Here is an 18,283-nt window from a genome sequence, read left to right as displayed (position 1 = left end):
CAACGAGAGAGAAGGATGACGATGATACGCTTTTGCCCGCATTGTTTAACAGAACGGCCGCTGACGGAAATATTTTGTGCGGGGCAAATCCAAACAGAGCAAGGAAGTTTCCAACGCTGTAGTTGGGACCTAACATTAGAGCCTATTCATCCAAAAGGATGGCGACCAGAAAAAGAGCAAGTGACTCCGCTCGAAACTTCAGCTTCAAACAGTCATCAAAGAGAAACAGATAACCGTCAAGTACGCTACTGTGAAAATGGACACCCAATAGCTGCAGATGACTTTATTTGCCTCGAGTGTGGGGCTGATGTCGCAGTAGAACCCGTCATTGAAGCTGTATCGTCATCCTATCCTCAAATAGGCTCTTGGCGTATAGAAAGACGGATTAATGGTAGTGATAGCCCCCGAGAACGCTACTTTGTCACGCATTGTACTGAAGAAAAACGTGGTGTACTGACCCTGTATCAAAAAGGGGAGGAGCCAGATCCCAATATTTATCAAGTCATTAAGCGTACCCCAACTGAGCATGTTCCCGAGTTTTATGAAATAGGCCGCTATGAAAACCGTGCATGGCATGTGACTGAAATGCTTGAGGGGGGATCATTAAGCCAATTTATACAACAAGGTGAATTTTGGCAACCTCATGAAATTCCTAGATTAGTGGAAGAAATGGGGCAGGCTCTTGCGGCGTTTGCAGAACATGGGCTGCGTCATCGTAATTTGTGTCCCGCTAATTTACTTATTCGTCGTCGTCATCCCTTAGATATCGTTGTGATTGAATATGGTTCCGCCTGCCTATCTGAGTTTGACCTTGATATTGTTACACCGCTGGATATTTCTCGTTATTCAGCACCTGAAACGCTAGCGGGGGGTGTCAGTGCAGCATCTGATTGGTGGAGCCTAGGAATTATTCTCTTGGAACAACTCACCCAAGGGCAGTGCTTTACCCAGGTTCAAGATAATGCCTTTCTTATCCAGGTTATGACGAATGGCGTTGATTTACCTGATGATTTACATCCGAATATTCAGTTGTTATTACGCGGGTTGTTGTGTCGTGATCGTTTTTTACGTTGGCAATGGCCACAAGTATCAGCTTGGCTACAAGGGAAGCCTCAACAAGCTCCTCAAATTCAAGAAACCAATAGACAAAGCCATTTCCACACGCTGACGTTTGCAGGGCGGCAATTCCAGCAACCTGATGTATTTGCATTGATGGCCGCGGAAGCTAGCCATTGGGATGATGCGTTGCCACTTTTATTTCGGGGGGATATAAGCTCTTGGCTCGCACAATTTGAAAATAGCCAAGCGCAATTAGTAAAATTGCAGGCATTGCTGGATAGTGATTTTCATCAAGAAAATCTCGATGACATTAAGCTGACCTTCGCTTTAAAAATCTTGAATGAAAACATTCCGTTGATTTACCGCGGTGAGATAATTACCCCTGCATGGTTGTTAGAAAACCCAAATTTAGCTTTTGCATTGATTAGCGAACCTCTTAACCAATACGTTCAAGATATTGACCCACAGCATTGGCTAGTACAGCTTTATCATCGCCAATACTTGGTGCGTGAACGTGCAAATCAGTTAAACATCATTTTGAATGAAGAAAGCCTCAGATTGTATTTATTGATTACGTCAATCAATCAATTATCGGCAAGATGGGCGCTCTTTCATGCCCAATTCCCTGATTCACATAATGAAAGTTTACAAGGGCTATTTGACAGGCAAAGTCCACAAGAAATTGATTACATTCTATTATTGAGTGCGGATATTGGCCAATTTATTTCAGTGTCAGCATTAGTTGAACAGGCGTTTGAACTCGCTAAACAAAACGATATTCATAATTTTGATCATGAAATCGCCAAAAAGCAGCTTTCACTAACGCGTAAGGAATTGTATTTACTGCTTAGTGAACGAGTAAGTGACTTCAAGCGTATTGGGTTGGCCGTTTTAGACAGTTGGGTTGACCAGTTTTTATTGATGCGTAGGCTTTCACTTAAGAAAATATTGGTATTACTGGCAGTACCCGTAGAACACTGGCAAGTTCCTGAATCACAAAAATATGTACTAGAAGTGTTGCGCTTTTTTAACCAAAAACTAACGGCGGTGACACAGCGGGGTAATTTAGTTCGCATGCGTTTAACGCCAAATACAGGGCGTATTGATTTAACTGAGTGTGATAGTGCAGTTCGCCGTGCAAGCACATTATTGGAACATCTACTTAATCGTAAAAAAGGGTTGATAACGATTGATAGCGATATGTTGCTACAGCGAAAAGGTGTGAATAGCCGCTTAAGAATGTTGCAAGCAGATACGCAATTATATCAAAGGGATACAGGTATAAATGGAATGTATCTGGGATTTCCTTTTTTAGTACTGAATACCCAGCCAAACCAAATTAAACCCCGAATTGCCCCATTATTTTTATGGCCAATTTCAATGCAATCGGCTATTGCACAACAAAGTCCCATCCAATTGAATTTTGACCACGAACGAGGAGCCGTCCGTCTTAACCCTGCATTAGCGAGTTTTGTCGGTATTCCTGCAATGAGTCAATGGCAGGGAGCGTTAGACACGTTATTGTCTAAAGCAGGCTTGACCATTGGTGAAGTCATGGAAAGTTTGTCAGCATTGCTGCCAGTACAAGACCTTGATTTAGCTCCATTACCTGCATTAACCGACCCAGTTGCTGAAAACTGTGCGCAAATTGCCTGTTCCGCGGTGCTATTTCATACCTCATTTATTGGGCAGGCGATGAGTAGCGATCTACAGCAAATCGCGAATACCTCTATTGCTCAAACGGCGTTGTCGACCTTACTGAAAGTGAATTCAGTTAATATTCAAGAACCTGTTATGGACTCCGAAAATATCCTGAGCCCATTTGCGTTGTCCCTTGCTGACCCCTCTCAAGAACGTGTCGTTCAAGCGGCACAGCGACAAACTGGACTATTGATTGAAGGGCCACCAGGAACAGGGAAAAGCCAAACCATCGTTAGTTTAATTGCAGATGCATTAGGCCACCAACAGACAGTATTAGTGGTATGCCAAAAGCCTGCGGCACTTGAGGTGGTATATAAGCGATTGGTTGCCAATGGTTTAGGCGACAGAGCGTTGCTCATCAACCAGAACCAAAAGGGCCGTGATATTATTTTGGCGGTACGTGAACAAATCGAGCAACTGTGGAACAAAGAAAACAGCGTATTATTTGAACAAGATTGGCAGGAAGAACGCGCTAATTTACTCTACCGAGTACAATTTTTTGAGCAAAAACTCGATGGTTATTACCATGCACTCAACCATGTTGATGAGTATTGGCAGCTGTCTTATAAGCAAATTTTAAGTCAATTAATTGAGGTTGAAGATTCAGAGCGCTTAAACATCCAGAATGATGCGTTAGCCCCAGTATTTAATGAGTTTAATCAAACCAAATTTGCCCAACTTTTTGATGATGTAAACCAGCATGCTCAGGCCTGGTGGCAACTCGATTATGAAAATAGTGCACTAAAAGCATTGGCCCTGTTTTCTGTGAACGACCATCAATATACGCTGTTTAATCAATATATTGCATTATTTATAGAGGCTGAAAAGCAGCGTGATCAGGTGTACCAATCGGATTATCACCGTATTCAACTCACTGAACTAACAAGCCATGAATTAATTCTGGAACAACTAAAACGGCATTTGGGCCTGCAAACGCAGGCGCAGTGGCAAAGCTTATCCCAGTGGCTAGCTTTGTTTATCAATTTACAGGGTTCAGTCACCACAGGTAAAACAGTTATTGAACAATTAGAACAATACTATCAACGCTTATTATTGATTGACGTGGTGAATACAGATTCACTGTTGTTCCCATTGTTTAAGGGGATTGAGTCGAAAAAACTGGCTCAGCTATCTCGCGCAGCAATTGAGTCAATGCAAGGTTCATGGTTACGCTTCCTCAACCCATTTTATTACGGGCGCCATAACCTGTTACAGCAATTTATAGCGCAAAGTGGGGTAAATCAGACGAGTTTGCCTGTGTTGCAAGCAACGATTGAGGTAGAGCAACAATGGCGTTTGATTGCACAAGAAATTATGCCTATTTATCAAAAAATAGGTGTTAATTTTGAACAGGATTGGCGAGCTCACTTACCGCAATTAATTGAGCAATTAAAATGGGTGGATAATACGAGCCAATTATTACTTCAATACCCTGAAATTTCACATTTTTTATTCGCTATTATTGATGAACAACAAATCGGGTTTGAACGCCAGTGCCTTGAGGTGCAGTCTGCGATTGCAAGAGTTAAAGCACAACGTGAAAGCACGAGCCAATTAAAACGTATGGCGTCTGTTTTTTCACCTCAGACGGTTGAACGTTTCCAATGTGCCATTAATAAAGGAGAATCATTTACGGACGAATTAGCCCAAATATTCCAAGAAAAAAATAACTTATTAAAATATCAATTATTTAGAATGGAAACGGCTAATTTTACTCAACAACATTGGCAAGTTTTATCAATATTATACCCTGTCGCTGCGCAATATATTCATGAGAATAGCCACCAAAAAGATTGGGTTGCGGTACTGAGCCAAACCATTAGCTACGGTTTCTATCACTTTGTCAAAGCGCAATTTGATGCCAAATTACCTGCACTTTCAACTAATAATATACAATTTATGGCGGATTTAGCGGAACTTGAAAGCGCACAGAAACAACTGCAATCGTTTAATCGTACAGCGCTGACACGCAATTATGACTTAGCTAAAATGGGGGGGCGCCGTGAATGGGAAGAAATTACACGCCTTGCAGGGCCAAGGGCGCGCCGTTTAAGGGAGTTTATTAATGAAGGACGCGAAATTGGCTTGATGCAATTACGCCCAATTTGGCTGATGACACCTGATGTGGCAAGCCAAGTATTGCCATTGCAAGCGGCAATGTTTGATAGTGTAATTTATGATGAAGCGTCTCAAATGCCGATTGAATTTGCATTATCTACCTTGTTTAGAGCGAAACAAGCCATTGTCAGTGGTGATGAGAAGCAAATGCCACCATCGAAATTCTTCACAGGGAAGCTGGTTGAAGAAGACAATCATGATGATGAAGATGAACAGCAGGAAGAGGCCGATGAGGAATGGGATTATCGGCAAATTAGTGATTGCCCTGACTTGCTGCATTTAGCGCGTACCGTATTGCCTGTGCATACTCTAGATATCCACTACCGTTCGGCATATCGGGAACTGATCAACTTTTCAAACTTTGCTTTCTATGAAAACCGGTTAAATATCCCAGCACAATTTTCAGCAAAATTAGTTAATAAAATTAAGCCGCTACAACTTGTGGCGGTTAATGGTGTGTATACAAATCAAACAAATGAGGCAGAAGCAGCAGCGATTGTCGACCATCTTGCAACATTATGGCAATTACCTTTTGCACAACGCCCGTCAGTAGGCGTGGTCACCTTTAACCAAAAGCAAACAACATTGATTAATCAACATATTCGTTTGCGTGCGGAGCAGGACGACGAATTCTTGGCTGCCTATACTCAAGAAAATCAACGTTTTTTAGATGAAGAAGATATGTCCTTTTTTGTCAAAAATGTGGAAAACGTGCAAGGAGACGAGCGTGATGTGATTTTATTTTCCACTACATTTGGCCGTAATACACAAGGGACATTTAGGCGTAATTTTGGCGTATTAGGGCAATCAGGAGGAGAACGTCGTTTAAATGTTGCGATCACACGGGCACGACAACGTGTGGTCATTATGTCTTCGATGCCTATTGAAGAAATATCGGATTTATTGACAACCTATCGTAAGCCTGAAAGCCCGCGAGATTACTTACAAGGTTATTTAGCTTATGCAAAAGACGCATGTGATCCGACAAAACAGAAAGAAAACCAAAAATTGCTTAACCGAATGTGCCAAACTCAGTTTGCCGTGCAGGATACACTTGAGGAACCAAGTGCGTTTGTCGCTTCAGTCGTTGAATTTATTCAGGAAAATGGTTGGCAGGTAACGGTATCTACAAAAAAAGAAGTGTTTCATTTTGATTGCCTGATTGAAGATAAAATAACAGGGCAATTACTCATTGGTATTGAATGTGACATGCCCTCACACCCACTTTTGCATACGGCTAGAGCGCGAGAGTTATGGCGCAGCAATATTTTAAGTCGCGTGATCCCCCAACGTCACCGCATTTCGATTATTGACTGGTATAACAATAGAGCATTAGCGCAGCAACAGTTACAGGACGCGATTGTCCACGCATCATTAAATTTAAATGGCTCTAAGAGCATGGCGACTAATCAAGAGGGCGAGTTATGAGTTCATCTGTGCATCGTATCAGCGTTAGGGAAATGAATGAAATCCAGTGCCGTCGGCAATTGGCTGTGACAAGTAAAATGTTTCAACAATGGCAAAAAATGGCCAATACAACCCAGTATCATCAGTCACGTATTGAGCAATTAGCCACATTATTTCAGCAGCTTTCAACGAGTGACACTGCCACATTGCCTGCACGCCAGTTAACGGTGTTGAAAAATCAATTAAGTGAGTTGAATGGCACATTGAAACACGAGATTCAAACCGTTCGCGAACAACAACTTGAACAACAGGCATTAGTGGCAAGAACAAACGCGCACCGACAGCACAACCTTGAATCTTTAGCCGCGTTAGTTCGTGAAAAACTTCCCCATGAAAAACAGCTAATTGCGGAGTTAGAAAATGCAGATACGATGACCGAAAAGGCCACGAGCTCACTCATTTTCCGCGCACTCGCCGTATTAAATGACGTGCAAAATCAGCTTTCACCATTTGCTAATCAATTATTAGATCAGTTAAAAGCACAATCTGATGGTGTCCCTCAATTTTGGCAGCACGGAGCACCATTATCACCATTTGCCAAGCAATGTGAGCAAATTTTACTGATGATTGAAAAGCTTAAACTGGTGGAATATTTGGCTGAAGTACAAAGTGCACAGCAGCAGCTCACTGAAATTCAAGCCATGAATGAAAGCCCACAGCGCCACTTACGAGCCGATTCACTCATCCTAATGTTGGCTAAGCAGTTGAAAGAAAGCCAGCAACATACTGAGTTAGTTGAAAAAATTGAACAGCTTTGTGCTGAGCTTGCTATTTTTTCTGATGAGGAAAATACAATAATTATCAATAAGGCATTAGCTTCAACGCATTTAAGCTCAGTTGCTGAGTTGATGTCACTGGCTGAACAATTAGATGCACGAATTAATTTCGCGGAACAGGCGTTTGTCGCAGAGGCGCAAAGAAGAACGGTGCTAGACGGCTTAGGTAAGCTGGGTTATCAAGTCCAAGAAACGGATGTTAAAACCTGGATGGATGATGGTAAAGTCGTGGTCAGGCACCCTGCAACCCCAGGATATGGTTTAGAGTTGGGGGGAAAACAAGCTCGTTTTCAAACACGTACAGTGGCATTATCCACAGAAAGGGACACTCAACGAGACAAAGATATTGATGCAATTTGGTGTAGTCAGCATCAGCAATTGCAAGCATTAATTGCTCAATCGGACGCCGAGCTAGTGGTTGAACGTGCATTGCCCGCAGGAAGCGGCGAAATGAAAGTTTATGATATGGAAGCGGCTGAACTGCAGAGAAATACCGTTATACACCAGCGACCTCGCACACTACGTAAATAAGCGATTACTCATAATTTATCATATTTCAAAAAAAGGCTGCTCTAACTATATAGGGTAAATTCAATAGCTTAGATCAGCCTTTTTATATGAACGTATGATTTTAGTTTAAGCTGTGTGCATACTTTGGGGATTTGTCTGGCTCCGTTTACGGGCTAATACCAGCTTGTTATAGATTAGGGCAATAACAAAATAAACAGCTTGAGTCACCACGATGGTTGGCCCTGTTGTTGCATTAATATGAAAGCTAAGAATAGTACCAATGACGCTAGATGTCACTGAAGCGATAATGGCGACGACCAGCATTTTGCCAAAGCTACGACAAAGAACGAACGCAATAATTCCTGGTGAAATCAGCATGGCAATGACAAGAATGATCCCAACAGCTTGCAGTGAGGCAACAATGGTCAACGCTAATAACGATAACAAACCATAATGAATCAACTTAACGGGTAAGCCAATCACGCGAGCTTGGTTTGGGTCGAAGCAATACAGCATAAAATCTTTACGTTTCAGTAAAATAATTGCAATCGTGATCCCAGCAAACAGTAAAATCTGTTTAAATTCGCTATCGGTGATCCCCAGAATATCGCCAAATAAGATGTGCGTCAGGTGTTGCTCTGTATCGATTTTAGCAAACATCACTAAACCGATAGCAAACATTCCTGAAAACACAATCCCCATGACCGTATCTTCTTTTATTCGACTGTTTTCTTTGAGATAACCCGTAGCGACGGCACAAAATAACCCTGAGGCAAATGCCCCAATTGCTAATGGGATACCCAGCAGCGAGGCAATAATGATCCCTGGTAAAACAGCATGGGAAATAGCGTCCCCCATAAGAGACCAGCCTTTTAACACCAAAAAGCAAGATAAAATCGCACACACAGTTCCTGTTACGATAGCGGTGATTAATGCCTTCTGCATAAAAGGAAATGCGAATGGTGCCATCAATAAGTCAATAAAATCACTCATGAGAGGCTCCTTGCTGGTGTAATCGGGCGACTTCTTTTTTCGCCTTGCGACGAGAGGCAAAAATGCCGTGCTTCGGTGCAAAGAAGAAAGCCAATAAGAAAATCATGGTTTGCAACGTGACGATTAACCCACCTGTTGCGCCATTAAGGTAGTAGCTGATATATGCACCTACTGCGCTGGTCACAGTACCGATAGTCACGGAGATGATTAACAATCGCTTAAATTGGTCAGTCAGTAAGTAGGCCGTGGCGCCAGGCGTGACAACCATGGCTATCACTAAAATAGCCCCAACCGTTTGCAGTGCGGCGACTGTACAGGCGCTTAATAATGTAAAGAAAATGATTTTTAAGCGTAAGGGGTTTAAACCGATGGAGCGCGCATGGCTTTCATCGAAAAAGACGGCTAAAAGGTCTTTCCATAAGCATAATAAAACGATGAATGAAACACCGATAATTATTTCAACTTGAAGCACATCCGCATCTGCAATGCCTAAAATATTACCAAATATAATGCTTTGCACGTTTACCGAGGTTGGGTTTAATGAAACAATTAATAATCCCGCAGCGAAGAAAGTGGAAAAGATAAAGCCGATAACGGCATCTTCACGCAGGCGAGTTAAATGTTTTACCAGCGTCATGGCAAGTGCCGCGAGGATCCCCGTAAAAAAAGCACCTGCAGCATAAGGTAAGCCTAATGCATAAGCTCCAGCCACCCCTGGAACAACGGAGTGGGAAAGGGCATCACCCATTAATGACCAGCCTTTTAGCATTAAATACGCAGATAAGAATGCACAGACGGCACCGACAATGGCGCTCACCCAAATGGCTTTTATCATAAAATCGTATTTAAAGGGCTCTAATAACAAATCAATCATTCTTCACCCTTTGGCTGATTTTTTCTCACTGGTGCATCGTGATCATGACCATAAAAAACCGCAGCCCTTTCATCATCGGTAATGACGGTAATTGAGCGAGGGTCATCATCATCATGCAGTTCTTGCCCTGACAGATTGATGTGGCGTAGTACTCCTCCAAAGGCCTGCTGAAGGTTTCTTTGTGTAAACGTCGTTTCAGTTGGGCCACTGGCTAATACGGTACGGTTAATCAAGATGACTTGGTCGCAGAACTCAGGGACGCTCCCTAAGTTATGAGTGGAAACCAAAATGAGGTGGCCTTCATCACGTAAACTGCGTAGCAGATCGATGATGGCATTTTCGGTTTTTACATCAACCCCCGTAAATGGTTCATCTAAAAGCAAAACTTTACCTTGCTGTGCAAGGGCGCGAGCCAAAAACACCCGTTTTTTCTGCCCACCAGAAAGTTCACCGATTTGACGATGTTCAAGGCCAGCAAGGTCAACACGTTCCAGTGCCATCTTCACGGCATCTTTATCTTCTTTTTTGGGAATACGGAAAAAGCCCATTTTCCCGTAGCGCCCCATCATGACAACATCCGACACTAAAACAGGAAAGTTCCAGTCAACTTCTTCTGTTTGCGGGACATAAGCAATAATGTTTTCTTTTAAAGCAGTTTTAATCGGTTGGGCATTTAATGTCACGCTGCCAGATGATGGGGTGACAAGCCCCATAATGGTTTTAAAGAGCGTCGATTTTCCACTACCGTTTACACCAACGAGTGCACAAATGGAGCCTCCCGTAATATTAAAACTCGCATCATAAATTGCGGTGTGACCGTTATTGTATGTTACGGTTGCATCATCAACGACCAGATTGGGGTGCTCAAATTGATTAGAGTGAGTCATATTACTGTGAAAATCCTTTAGCTATCGTGTCTACAGTGGTTTTTAACAGGTCGATATAAGTTGGTACTGGGCCATCAGCGGTGGAAAGTGAATCTACATATAAGATACCACCATATTTAGCCCCTGTTTCTTTGCTGACTTGGCGAGCGGGTTTGTCAGAAATTGTGCTTTCGCTAAATACAACAGGGATATTATATTGACGAACAGTATCAATCACTTTTTTAACTTGTAGAGGAGTACCTTGCTCTTCTGCATTGATTGGCCACAAATAGACTTCTTTAAAGCCGTAATCTTTCGTCAAGTAGCTAAATGCGCCTTCACTGGATACTAACCAGCGTTCATTTTCAGGAATGCGGTTTAAACGTTCACGCAGTGGTGCATCAAGGGCTTCAATTTGTTGCGTGTAGTTTTTGGCATTTGTATTGTAGGTTTCAGCATTTTCAGGGTCATACTTGACCAAGGCTTGACGAATGTTTTCGATGTAAATCTTGGCATTTGCAGGAGACATCCAAGCATGTGGGTTTGGATTATCTTTGTATTCCCCTTCACGAATAGGCATTGGCTCAATTCCTTCGGTCACAATAACAGCGGGAACATTGTTAAGGTTTTCAAAGAAACGTTGGAACCAAACCTCTAAATTCATGCCATTCCATAAGATTAAATCGGCATCATAGGCCTTCATAATATCTTTAGGTGTGGGTTGATAGCCATGGATTTCAGCGCCAGGTTTTGTAATTGATTCGACAACAGCGGCATCTCCGGCTACATTTTGAGCGATATCTTGTATAATGGTAAATGTGGTGACCACTTTAAATTTTTTAGCAAAGGCGGGTTGACTCACAAAGAGCATTGCCGCGAGCGCAAATACAGTGGTAAGTAAAGGTGCGGATAATCGAGATAAGTTCTTCTTCATAAAAGTTGACCCTGACATTATAGGCTTAGCATTTTTAACAGTATAGTTGTTAAGGTTGATAACAATTATACTTTATAACTTAGTTGATAATGATTATCAATATCATTTGTAAAAATAAACATAAAAAATGGGGAATTACATCTATAGTTATTATGGGTTTTGATTTCCCACTGTTATTTTGTATGACTAAAACACGTCCTGAAGTAAAAGTTAAGTAAAAATTATTTTATTTTTCTTGGGATTAGTTATTCTCCCAGTGGCTTTGATAGCAGAGGATACAACAGTGAAAAAAATAATCAGCGGTACTTTTGTGCTACTGCTACTTGCCGGTTGCTCTAGCGAGCCTGATAGGCAAACAACAAAAACGCGGATGTTGGACAATCGTAATACGCTGCCAACAACGGCACAAAATACCACGTTTCCACGTACGCCTTTTGATGAATTTATTCGTGACTCTGCTTCCCGTTATAGCGTCGATGAAACGCTTATTAGGGCAATCATTGAGGTTGAATCAAACTTTAGGCCAGAAGTGGTGAGTAAATCAAATGCAATTGGTCTTATGCAAATTAAAGCCTCGACAGCAGGGCGTGATGCTTATCGTTTCCAAGGCAAATCAGGGGAACCAAGTTCCAATGATTTGAAAGACCCGCAAAAAAATATCGATATCGGCACAGCTTATATTCGAATTTTAAGGGATCAGCACCTTGCTGGGATCAATCATCCGCAAACGTTGTATTATGCAACCGTTGTTGCATACGTCAATGGCGCTGGGGCATTACTAAGAACCTTTGATAATGATAAAGGTCGGGCGATCGCGATGATTAATAATTTATCGCCTGAAGAATTTTATCAGCATGTACAATCTAAGCACCCAGCACCGCAGGCACCACGATATTTGTGGAAAGTGAAAAATGCCTACAATGCTTTAGCGATGTCTTATTGATACTCTGTGAGTAAGTGTGGGAGCTGCGCGATAATTTCAACAATCCCGTTGATGACAAATTGCACTCCCATACAAATTAATAAAAAACCCATTACGCGAGCAATCGCATCAATACCACTATTTCCTAACCATCTCATAATTGACGTTGCCCCTCGCAAACCAATCCACACAATTAAACTGGCTAAAAGAAAGGTAATGACGGGGGCGACTTTAAGCACCCAAGGCGCAAAGGTTACGTTTCCTTGCAGCGACGCAGTTGAACTGATGATCATCGCAATGGTACCAGGCCCCGCTGTACTTGGCATAGCCAAGGGAACAAAGGCAATATTGGGGGATTCTTGGCGTTTTTTGGGAACACTGGGGTCATCTAATGGGGTTGTCGGTGAATCATCTGATGGATCACTATTAGGAAATAACATCCCAAAACCAATAAAAGCAACAATTAACCCACCAGCAATACGTAAACCTGGTATTGATATACCAAATGTATTCATCACAAGTTGACCCGCATAAAAAGCAATGGTCATGATGGCAAAAACATAAATTGAGGCGAGAAAAGCTTGGTGGTTGCGTTGCTCTTTGGTCATGTTTGCTGAGATGCTGAGCATAACTGCAATTGCTGTTAATGGATTAGCAAGGGGGAGAAGCAAAACAAGGCCAATACCAACAGCTTGAAAGAGTTCTAGGAAATTTGTCATAGTAATTAAATTCAATCTCCTGATAAGTGTAAGTAATTTAACTTATCCTAAATAATAACGTAAATTGTTATAGATCTGTATCTTAGCATCTTTAATTAGGTTAATGTTTTATTATTGAATAGGAACTAATGCAATGAATATTCAGAATAAGTGCTTACTATAAAGAATCAGGGGGAGGTTGAAGTTGTTCACATTTACTGTGGATAACTGCCGCATTCGTTTGTGAATAACCAAGATAAATACTTAACTTACAATTGGATAGCTGCTTGTGCTAAAAGTATGCAATTTTGATAGGCAAAAAAAAACCTTCTTACGGGGGTCATAAAAAGGTCAAGGGCATCTATTAACAGGTTATCTAATGTCGATATGTTATTGAGTATACCTTCTGCAATGTGATGTACTGATAATTTATGTAAATTCATTAAAAGATATTTTTAAAGTATATAAAAAGAGAGAGATAATATACTAAATGGGATTAATCATTTAACCTTGGCCGTGAGTGACATAATAAGAAGCATTTATTTTTATCAATCGTTATTAGGGATGAAACTACACGCTAAGTGGAAACATGGGGCGTATATTTCTTGTGGTGATTTATGGTTGTGCTTGTCTGTCGATATATCACGCCAACACTTAGCGCCGAGTGAAACAGATTACACTCACTATGCATTTTCCATATCAGAGAGCAATTTCGCTCTACTCGTCAATAAGCTAAAAGAGAACGAAGTTGTGGTGTGGAAGGAAAATAAGAGTGAAGGGGATTCTTTTTATTTTCTCGATCCAGATGGGCACAAATTAGAGTTGCATGTAGGTGATTTAACTCAACGCTTAAAAAGTTGCCAGAGTTCACCTTATGACGGTATGGAATTTTATTAATCAATAATGAGGTGAATATGGAAATCGTTACAATTACTTCACTTGATAACTATGAACAGCAGCTTGCTTCGTTATTAATTGATAGTGTAGAACATGGTGCTTCTGTGGGCTTTCTCGCCCCTTTATCTATTGATGAAGCCTCGGGTTATTGGCAGCAAATAAAGCCAGATTTAGTGCAACAAAAACGCTTTCTTATAGCATGTATTAATGATGATAAAATTGTGGGCGCCGTACAAATTGCGTTATGCCTAAAGGCTAATGGGCTACACCGTGCGGATGTTGAAAAATTAATGGTTCATAGTCAATTTCGCCAACAAGGAATTGCGACTCAATTACTTAATGTTGTTGAGAAAATAGCACTGAAAAATAATCGTACATTATTAGTATTAGATACTCGTAGTCAGGATGTTGCATCTGTTTTATACCGAAAACAAGGGTATAAAGAGGTTGGTGAAATTCCAAATTTTGTGGTTAATTCACAAGGTCGATTTGAAGGGACGACATTTTTTTATAAGTTGCTGGTTTAAAGCACACTGAATAAATTCCAATGATGATGTTTCTTTAAATAGCCGAAAGTCGCTAGAGTTTTCTTTACAAAGTATTTTTAATTTTAAAAATTGCTTTACGCACAATTGTATATCCTATGTTCAAGTTATTTTGAACAGTAGGAATGAGTATGAAAAAGCTGATAGCGACGTTTGCTGGGGCATCAATGTTATTTATTTTAGCTATCGCAATAATGCTCATTGTTTTTCCCCAGCAATGGAAAGAAAACATTTATCCTAGTTTGTCACAAGTAATCCCTGCATCATTAAGTTCTGTATTGCCTCAAGGACTTGTCAGTAATAATGTTTGTGATAGTTTGGAAAATAACTTACAGAGTTTCGCTAACTATCTGAAAGTGAATCAGGATATTGTGGATATAAAAGGTATGAATAGCCTAGATGAGCAATTAGCCAATATACAGGTGAGGATAGACTCAATGCCTGCAGATGTCCGTAATTTAGTATGCCAACAGGAATACAGCAAATTAGAAGGCTTAAAAAGTGTGTTCTCATTAGGGCACAGTAATTAATTTTTTGAGTCCATTATTCCACTTCACAATAGACACCACAAAGTTTCCTCGCTGTTTTATGGTATGCTAATTAACCTCATTTAGAGTTTAAGGTAGCATAATGAGAATTTTAAAATATCCATTGTTAAACTGGCTAATCGCAAATGGTGTGGCCATTTATTTTCTATTCAAACAGGATGCATTAATTTGGCAATTTTCAGGTTGGATGGGAATACTTGGCATTTTAGTTGCTTTTGAAAGTGCTAGCTGGGTCGCGACGAGTTTATTTTATTTTTATAAACATAAGACCTCGCCAAATCCAAGTGTTCAAGCAACGCACCTTGTCACTAATGGCCCCTATCGACTATCTCGAAATCCAATGTATTTAGCGTTTACTTCCATGAGCTTAGCGTTGGCATTTTTTACACACTCACCTTACTTTTTGGTTTCTGGATTAGTCTTCTGGCTAATGACAGATTTATACACCATCCCGCAAGAAGAACGTTTTTTATCTGTCACATTCAGTGAAGAATGGGAACGTTATCGCAAACAGACTCGACGTTGGTTATAAATTAATATTAATGAGACGCTTTCTCAATTATGATGGATCATTGTTTTTTATGATAATCAGGAATTTCAATGAACTACCAAGTTGCGCCACTTTGGATTAATTCTGCAAAGTTAGCGTGTTTGATTGTGATAAGTCTTTTTTTGGTTTTTTTTTCAGTTAGTGGGTTTATTGTATACTTACTGGCTATCGGGGTGGTATGGGCTGTAGTCGTTTCTTTTAAAATCCATGCAATGAAAGAAAAGGGGATTGTTTTAAAAAATAGTGATGTATCTGATTGGATAATTTATATCCAAGGTATTCCTGTTGAGGAAAAAAGACAGTCTTTAGCGAACCCTTGTTTTGCAATTTTACAGCAAGGTCAATCATTCTTTAGTAAAGCACTTATTTTAAGAGGGCTTATTCAAGCTTTTTTCTGTGTGTATATTTTTCAGCAAATCTATTTTGTGAATAATATTTATGTGCAGGTATTAGCTTTAATGTTTGAAGCATATATTTTGTATTCGTTATGGAATACCATCCAAAACTTCATTGCGATGAAACAAAATAAGATTATTACTGAAGAATTAGTCGCGCCTAGTGGATCGCATTGGTATCGCCTTTCATTCATGAAAAAAGGAAAACGAATTCCTGCCTTGGAGAGTTTATTCGCCATTTAATCGGGAAGGTGTTGATTCTTCATATATTGAGGCACAATAAACGGCTTTGCGCTATCGCCATAAAATATGTCTGTGTTATCATTGATAGTTGAGTAACTAGCGATGTATCAATTTATGTTGTCTTAAATTATCTATAATTGTGTACATATCTCGCACAGTGAAGCGAGAAATCGTTAGTAACGTATTGATTTATAAACTTTGGAATAATCAAGCAAGTGATCTGGCGTGTGGGTCACCACTGCTGATAAGGATTTTTTAATGCCTGTTATTACTCTTCCTGATGGAAGTCAGCGTCAGTTTGACCATCCTGTTTCTGTGATGGATGTTGCTCGCGATATTGGCGCGGGTTTAGCTAAAGCATGTATTGCTGGCCGTATTAATGGTGAGCGTGTTGATGCATGTGAAATGATTGAACATGATGCAAACGTGTCCATTATTACGAGTAAAGATGATGACGGACTCGAAATTATTCGTCACTCTTGTGCCCACTTATTGGGTCATGCAATCAAACAATTATGGCCAAACACTAAAATGGCTATCGGTCCAACTATCGATAATGGTTTTTACTATGATATCGATTTAGACCACATGCTGACGCAGGAAGATTTGGAAAAGCTTGAAAAGCGTATGCTTGAGCTTGCCAAAACAGATTATGACGTGGTGAAAAAACGAGTTTCTTGGGCTGAAGCTCGCGAAACGTTTGTCGCTCGCGGCGAAGACTATAAAGTCGAAATCTTGGACCAAAACATTAGCCAAGATGACCGCCCAGGTTTATATCATCACGAAGAATATGTGGATATGTGCCGTGGCCCGCACGTTCCTAATATGCGTTTTTGCCACCACTTTAAATTACAAAAAGTGGCTGGTGCCTACTGGCGCGGCAATAGCGACAACAAAATGCTGCAACGTATTTACGGCACAGCATGGGCTGATAAAAAGCAATTAGCGGCTTATTTATTACGTTTAGAAGAAGCGGCTAAACGTGACCACCGTAAAATTGGTAAACAACTAGACTTATACCATATGCAAGAAGAAGCGCCAGGTATGGCATTCTGGCATAACGATGGTTGGACAATTTTCCGTGAACTGGAAACTTTCGTACGTACAAAACTGAAAGCATATAACTATCAGGAAGTTAAAGGCCCATTTATGATGGACCGTGTACTGTGGGAAAAAACAGGCCACTGGGAAAACTACAAAGATGCGATGTTCACAACCTCGTCTGAAAACCGTGAATATTGTGTTAAGCCAATGAACTGCCCAGGTCACGTACAGATTTTCAACCAAGGTTTAAAATCTTACCGTGATTTACCACTGCGCATGGCAGAATTTGGTAGCTGTCACCGCAATGAGCCATCAGGCGCACTGCACGGTTTAATGCGTGTACGTGGCTTTACGCAAGACGACGCGCATATCTTCTGTACTGAAGAGCAAATCTTAAGTGAAGTGACCAGCTGTATTGAAATGATTTATGACGTTTATGCTACGTTCGGTTTCGAAAAAATCGTCGTTAAGCTGTCAACTCGTCCTGAAAAACGCATCGGAACTGATGAGATGTGGGATAAGGCAGAGGAAGATTTAGCGAATGCACTGAAATCAAAAGGTATTGAATTTGAATACCAGCCAGGTGAAGGTGCATTCTACGGCCCGAAAATTGAGTTTACACTGTACGACTGCCTTGACCGTGCATGGCAATGCGGTACTGTTCAGCTAGACTTTTTCTTACCAGGTCGTTTAACAGCTTCCTATGTGGGTGAGAACAATGAGCGCATTGTTCCTGTTATGATCCACCGTGCAGTGTTGGGTTCATTAGAACGCTTCATCGGGATTTTAACTGAAGAGTATGCAGGTTTCTTCCCTACATGGTTAGCACCACAACAAGTGGTTGTTATGAACATTACGGACGGTCAAGCCGACTATGTTCAAGAATTAGTAAGCAAGCTGCAAAGTGTTGGCATTCGTGCGAAAGCGGACTTACGTAACGAGAAAATCGGCTTTAAGATCCGCGAACACACACTGCGTCGTGTCCCTTACATGTTAGTCTGTGGTGATAAAGAAGTTGAGTCAGGTAAAGTTGCCGTACGTACCCGTCGTGGTAAAGATTTAGGCAGCATTGATGTCAACGAATTCACGACTGAACTGCTAAAAGAGATCCGCAGTCGTCAACTCAATCAGATGGAGGAATAA

General features: G+C 40.9%; 14 protein-coding genes. 9 read left to right on the top strand and 5 right to left on the bottom strand.

Annotated features, from left to right (window positions below):
• The first annotated feature begins 15 nt into the window (after positions 1 to 15).
• Positions 16 to 6,306 (top strand): AAA domain-containing protein, encoded by a 6,291-nt coding sequence (locus ACE2AL_RS12555; RefSeq protein ID WP_375083552.1) that lies wholly within the window; start codon positions 16 to 18, stop codon positions 6,304 to 6,306.
• Complete coding sequence (locus ACE2AL_RS12550) at positions 6,303 to 7,652, top strand: hypothetical protein (RefSeq protein WP_353166897.1); 1,350 nt, start codon at positions 6,303 to 6,305, stop codon at positions 7,650 to 7,652. Before ACE2AL_RS12555 ends, ACE2AL_RS12550 begins: the two co-directional genes overlap by 4 nt.
• Positions 7,653 to 7,757: 105 nt before the next feature.
• Here the strand turns inward: ACE2AL_RS12550 and ACE2AL_RS12545 are convergent, their stop codons facing one another.
• From ACE2AL_RS12545 to ACE2AL_RS12530, 4 genes are read right to left on the bottom strand one after another with little or no spacing between them, the layout of a single operon-like run.
• Complete coding sequence (locus ACE2AL_RS12545) at positions 7,758 to 8,624, bottom strand: metal ABC transporter permease (RefSeq protein WP_375083551.1); 867 nt, start codon at positions 8,622 to 8,624, stop codon at positions 7,758 to 7,760.
• The gene (locus tag ACE2AL_RS12540; RefSeq protein WP_206083999.1) at positions 8,617 to 9,498 is read right to left on the bottom strand and encodes a metal ABC transporter permease; all 882 of its coding nucleotides are present in this window, start codon (positions 9,496 to 9,498) and stop codon (positions 8,617 to 8,619) included. Before ACE2AL_RS12540 ends, ACE2AL_RS12545 begins: the two co-directional genes overlap by 8 nt.
• On the bottom strand, positions 9,495 to 10,385 hold the full coding sequence (locus ACE2AL_RS12535; RefSeq protein ID WP_206084000.1) for a manganese/iron ABC transporter ATP-binding protein: 891 nt from the start codon (positions 10,383 to 10,385) through the stop codon (positions 9,495 to 9,497). The genes ACE2AL_RS12540 and ACE2AL_RS12535 overlap by 4 nt, the downstream gene beginning before the upstream one ends.
• A 1-nt stretch (position 10,386) precedes the next feature.
• Positions 10,387 to 11,298: a metal ABC transporter substrate-binding protein gene (locus tag ACE2AL_RS12530; protein ID WP_206084001.1), complete on the bottom strand. Its 912-nt coding sequence runs from the start codon at positions 11,296 to 11,298 to the stop codon at positions 10,387 to 10,389.
• Between the two features lie 283 nt (positions 11,299 to 11,581).
• Between ACE2AL_RS12530 and ACE2AL_RS12525 the strand changes: the two genes are divergently transcribed.
• Positions 11,582 to 12,241, top strand: coding sequence for a transglycosylase SLT domain-containing protein (locus ACE2AL_RS12525; RefSeq protein WP_206084002.1), 660 nt, complete (start codon positions 11,582 to 11,584; stop codon positions 12,239 to 12,241).
• Here ACE2AL_RS12525 and ACE2AL_RS12520 read toward each other — a convergent pair.
• Positions 12,235 to 12,939: a MarC family NAAT transporter gene (locus ACE2AL_RS12520; RefSeq protein ID WP_206084003.1), complete on the bottom strand. Its 705-nt coding sequence runs from the start codon at positions 12,937 to 12,939 to the stop codon at positions 12,235 to 12,237. The two genes, ACE2AL_RS12525 and ACE2AL_RS12520, sit on opposite strands and share 7 nt — an antisense overlap.
• 462 nt (positions 12,940 to 13,401) lie before the next feature.
• Between ACE2AL_RS12520 and fos the strand changes: the two genes are divergently transcribed.
• The 6 genes from fos (at position 13,402) to thrS (ending at position 18,283) form a co-directional block, all read left to right on the top strand.
• Positions 13,402 to 13,815 carry a fosfomycin resistance glutathione transferase gene (gene fos / locus ACE2AL_RS12515; RefSeq protein WP_206084004.1) on the top strand — a complete coding sequence of 138 codons (414 nt, stop codon included), beginning with the start codon at positions 13,402 to 13,404 and terminating at the stop codon, positions 13,813 to 13,815.
• Positions 13,816 to 13,832: 17 nt separating this feature from the next.
• Positions 13,833 to 14,342: a GNAT family N-acetyltransferase gene (locus tag ACE2AL_RS12510; protein ID WP_206084005.1), complete on the top strand. Its 510-nt coding sequence runs from the start codon at positions 13,833 to 13,835 to the stop codon at positions 14,340 to 14,342.
• 149 nt (positions 14,343 to 14,491) lie between these two features.
• Entirely contained in the window at positions 14,492 to 14,890 is a 399-nt protein-coding gene (locus tag ACE2AL_RS12505) for a hypothetical protein (RefSeq protein WP_272538615.1), read from the top strand.
• 100 nt (positions 14,891 to 14,990) lie between these two features.
• On the top strand, positions 14,991 to 15,440 hold the full coding sequence (locus ACE2AL_RS12500) for an isoprenylcysteine carboxylmethyltransferase family protein (protein WP_206084007.1): 450 nt from the start codon (positions 14,991 to 14,993) through the stop codon (positions 15,438 to 15,440).
• Between the two features lie 68 nt (positions 15,441 to 15,508).
• Positions 15,509 to 16,096 (top strand): hypothetical protein, encoded by a 588-nt coding sequence (locus ACE2AL_RS12495; protein ID WP_375083550.1) that lies wholly within the window; start codon positions 15,509 to 15,511, stop codon positions 16,094 to 16,096.
• Between the two features lie 258 nt (positions 16,097 to 16,354).
• Positions 16,355 to 18,283, top strand: coding sequence for a threonine--tRNA ligase (thrS, locus tag ACE2AL_RS12490; RefSeq protein WP_206084009.1), 1,929 nt, complete (start codon positions 16,355 to 16,357; stop codon positions 18,281 to 18,283).

It is taken from the genome of Providencia xihuensis, from assembly GCF_041953405.1.
In the GTDB taxonomy this organism is placed as follows: Bacteria; Pseudomonadota; Gammaproteobacteria; order Enterobacterales; family Enterobacteriaceae; genus Providencia; species Providencia vermicola.
Note: the sequence above shows the minus strand (reverse complement) of the source record. Positions and strands in the feature narration are given on the sequence as shown.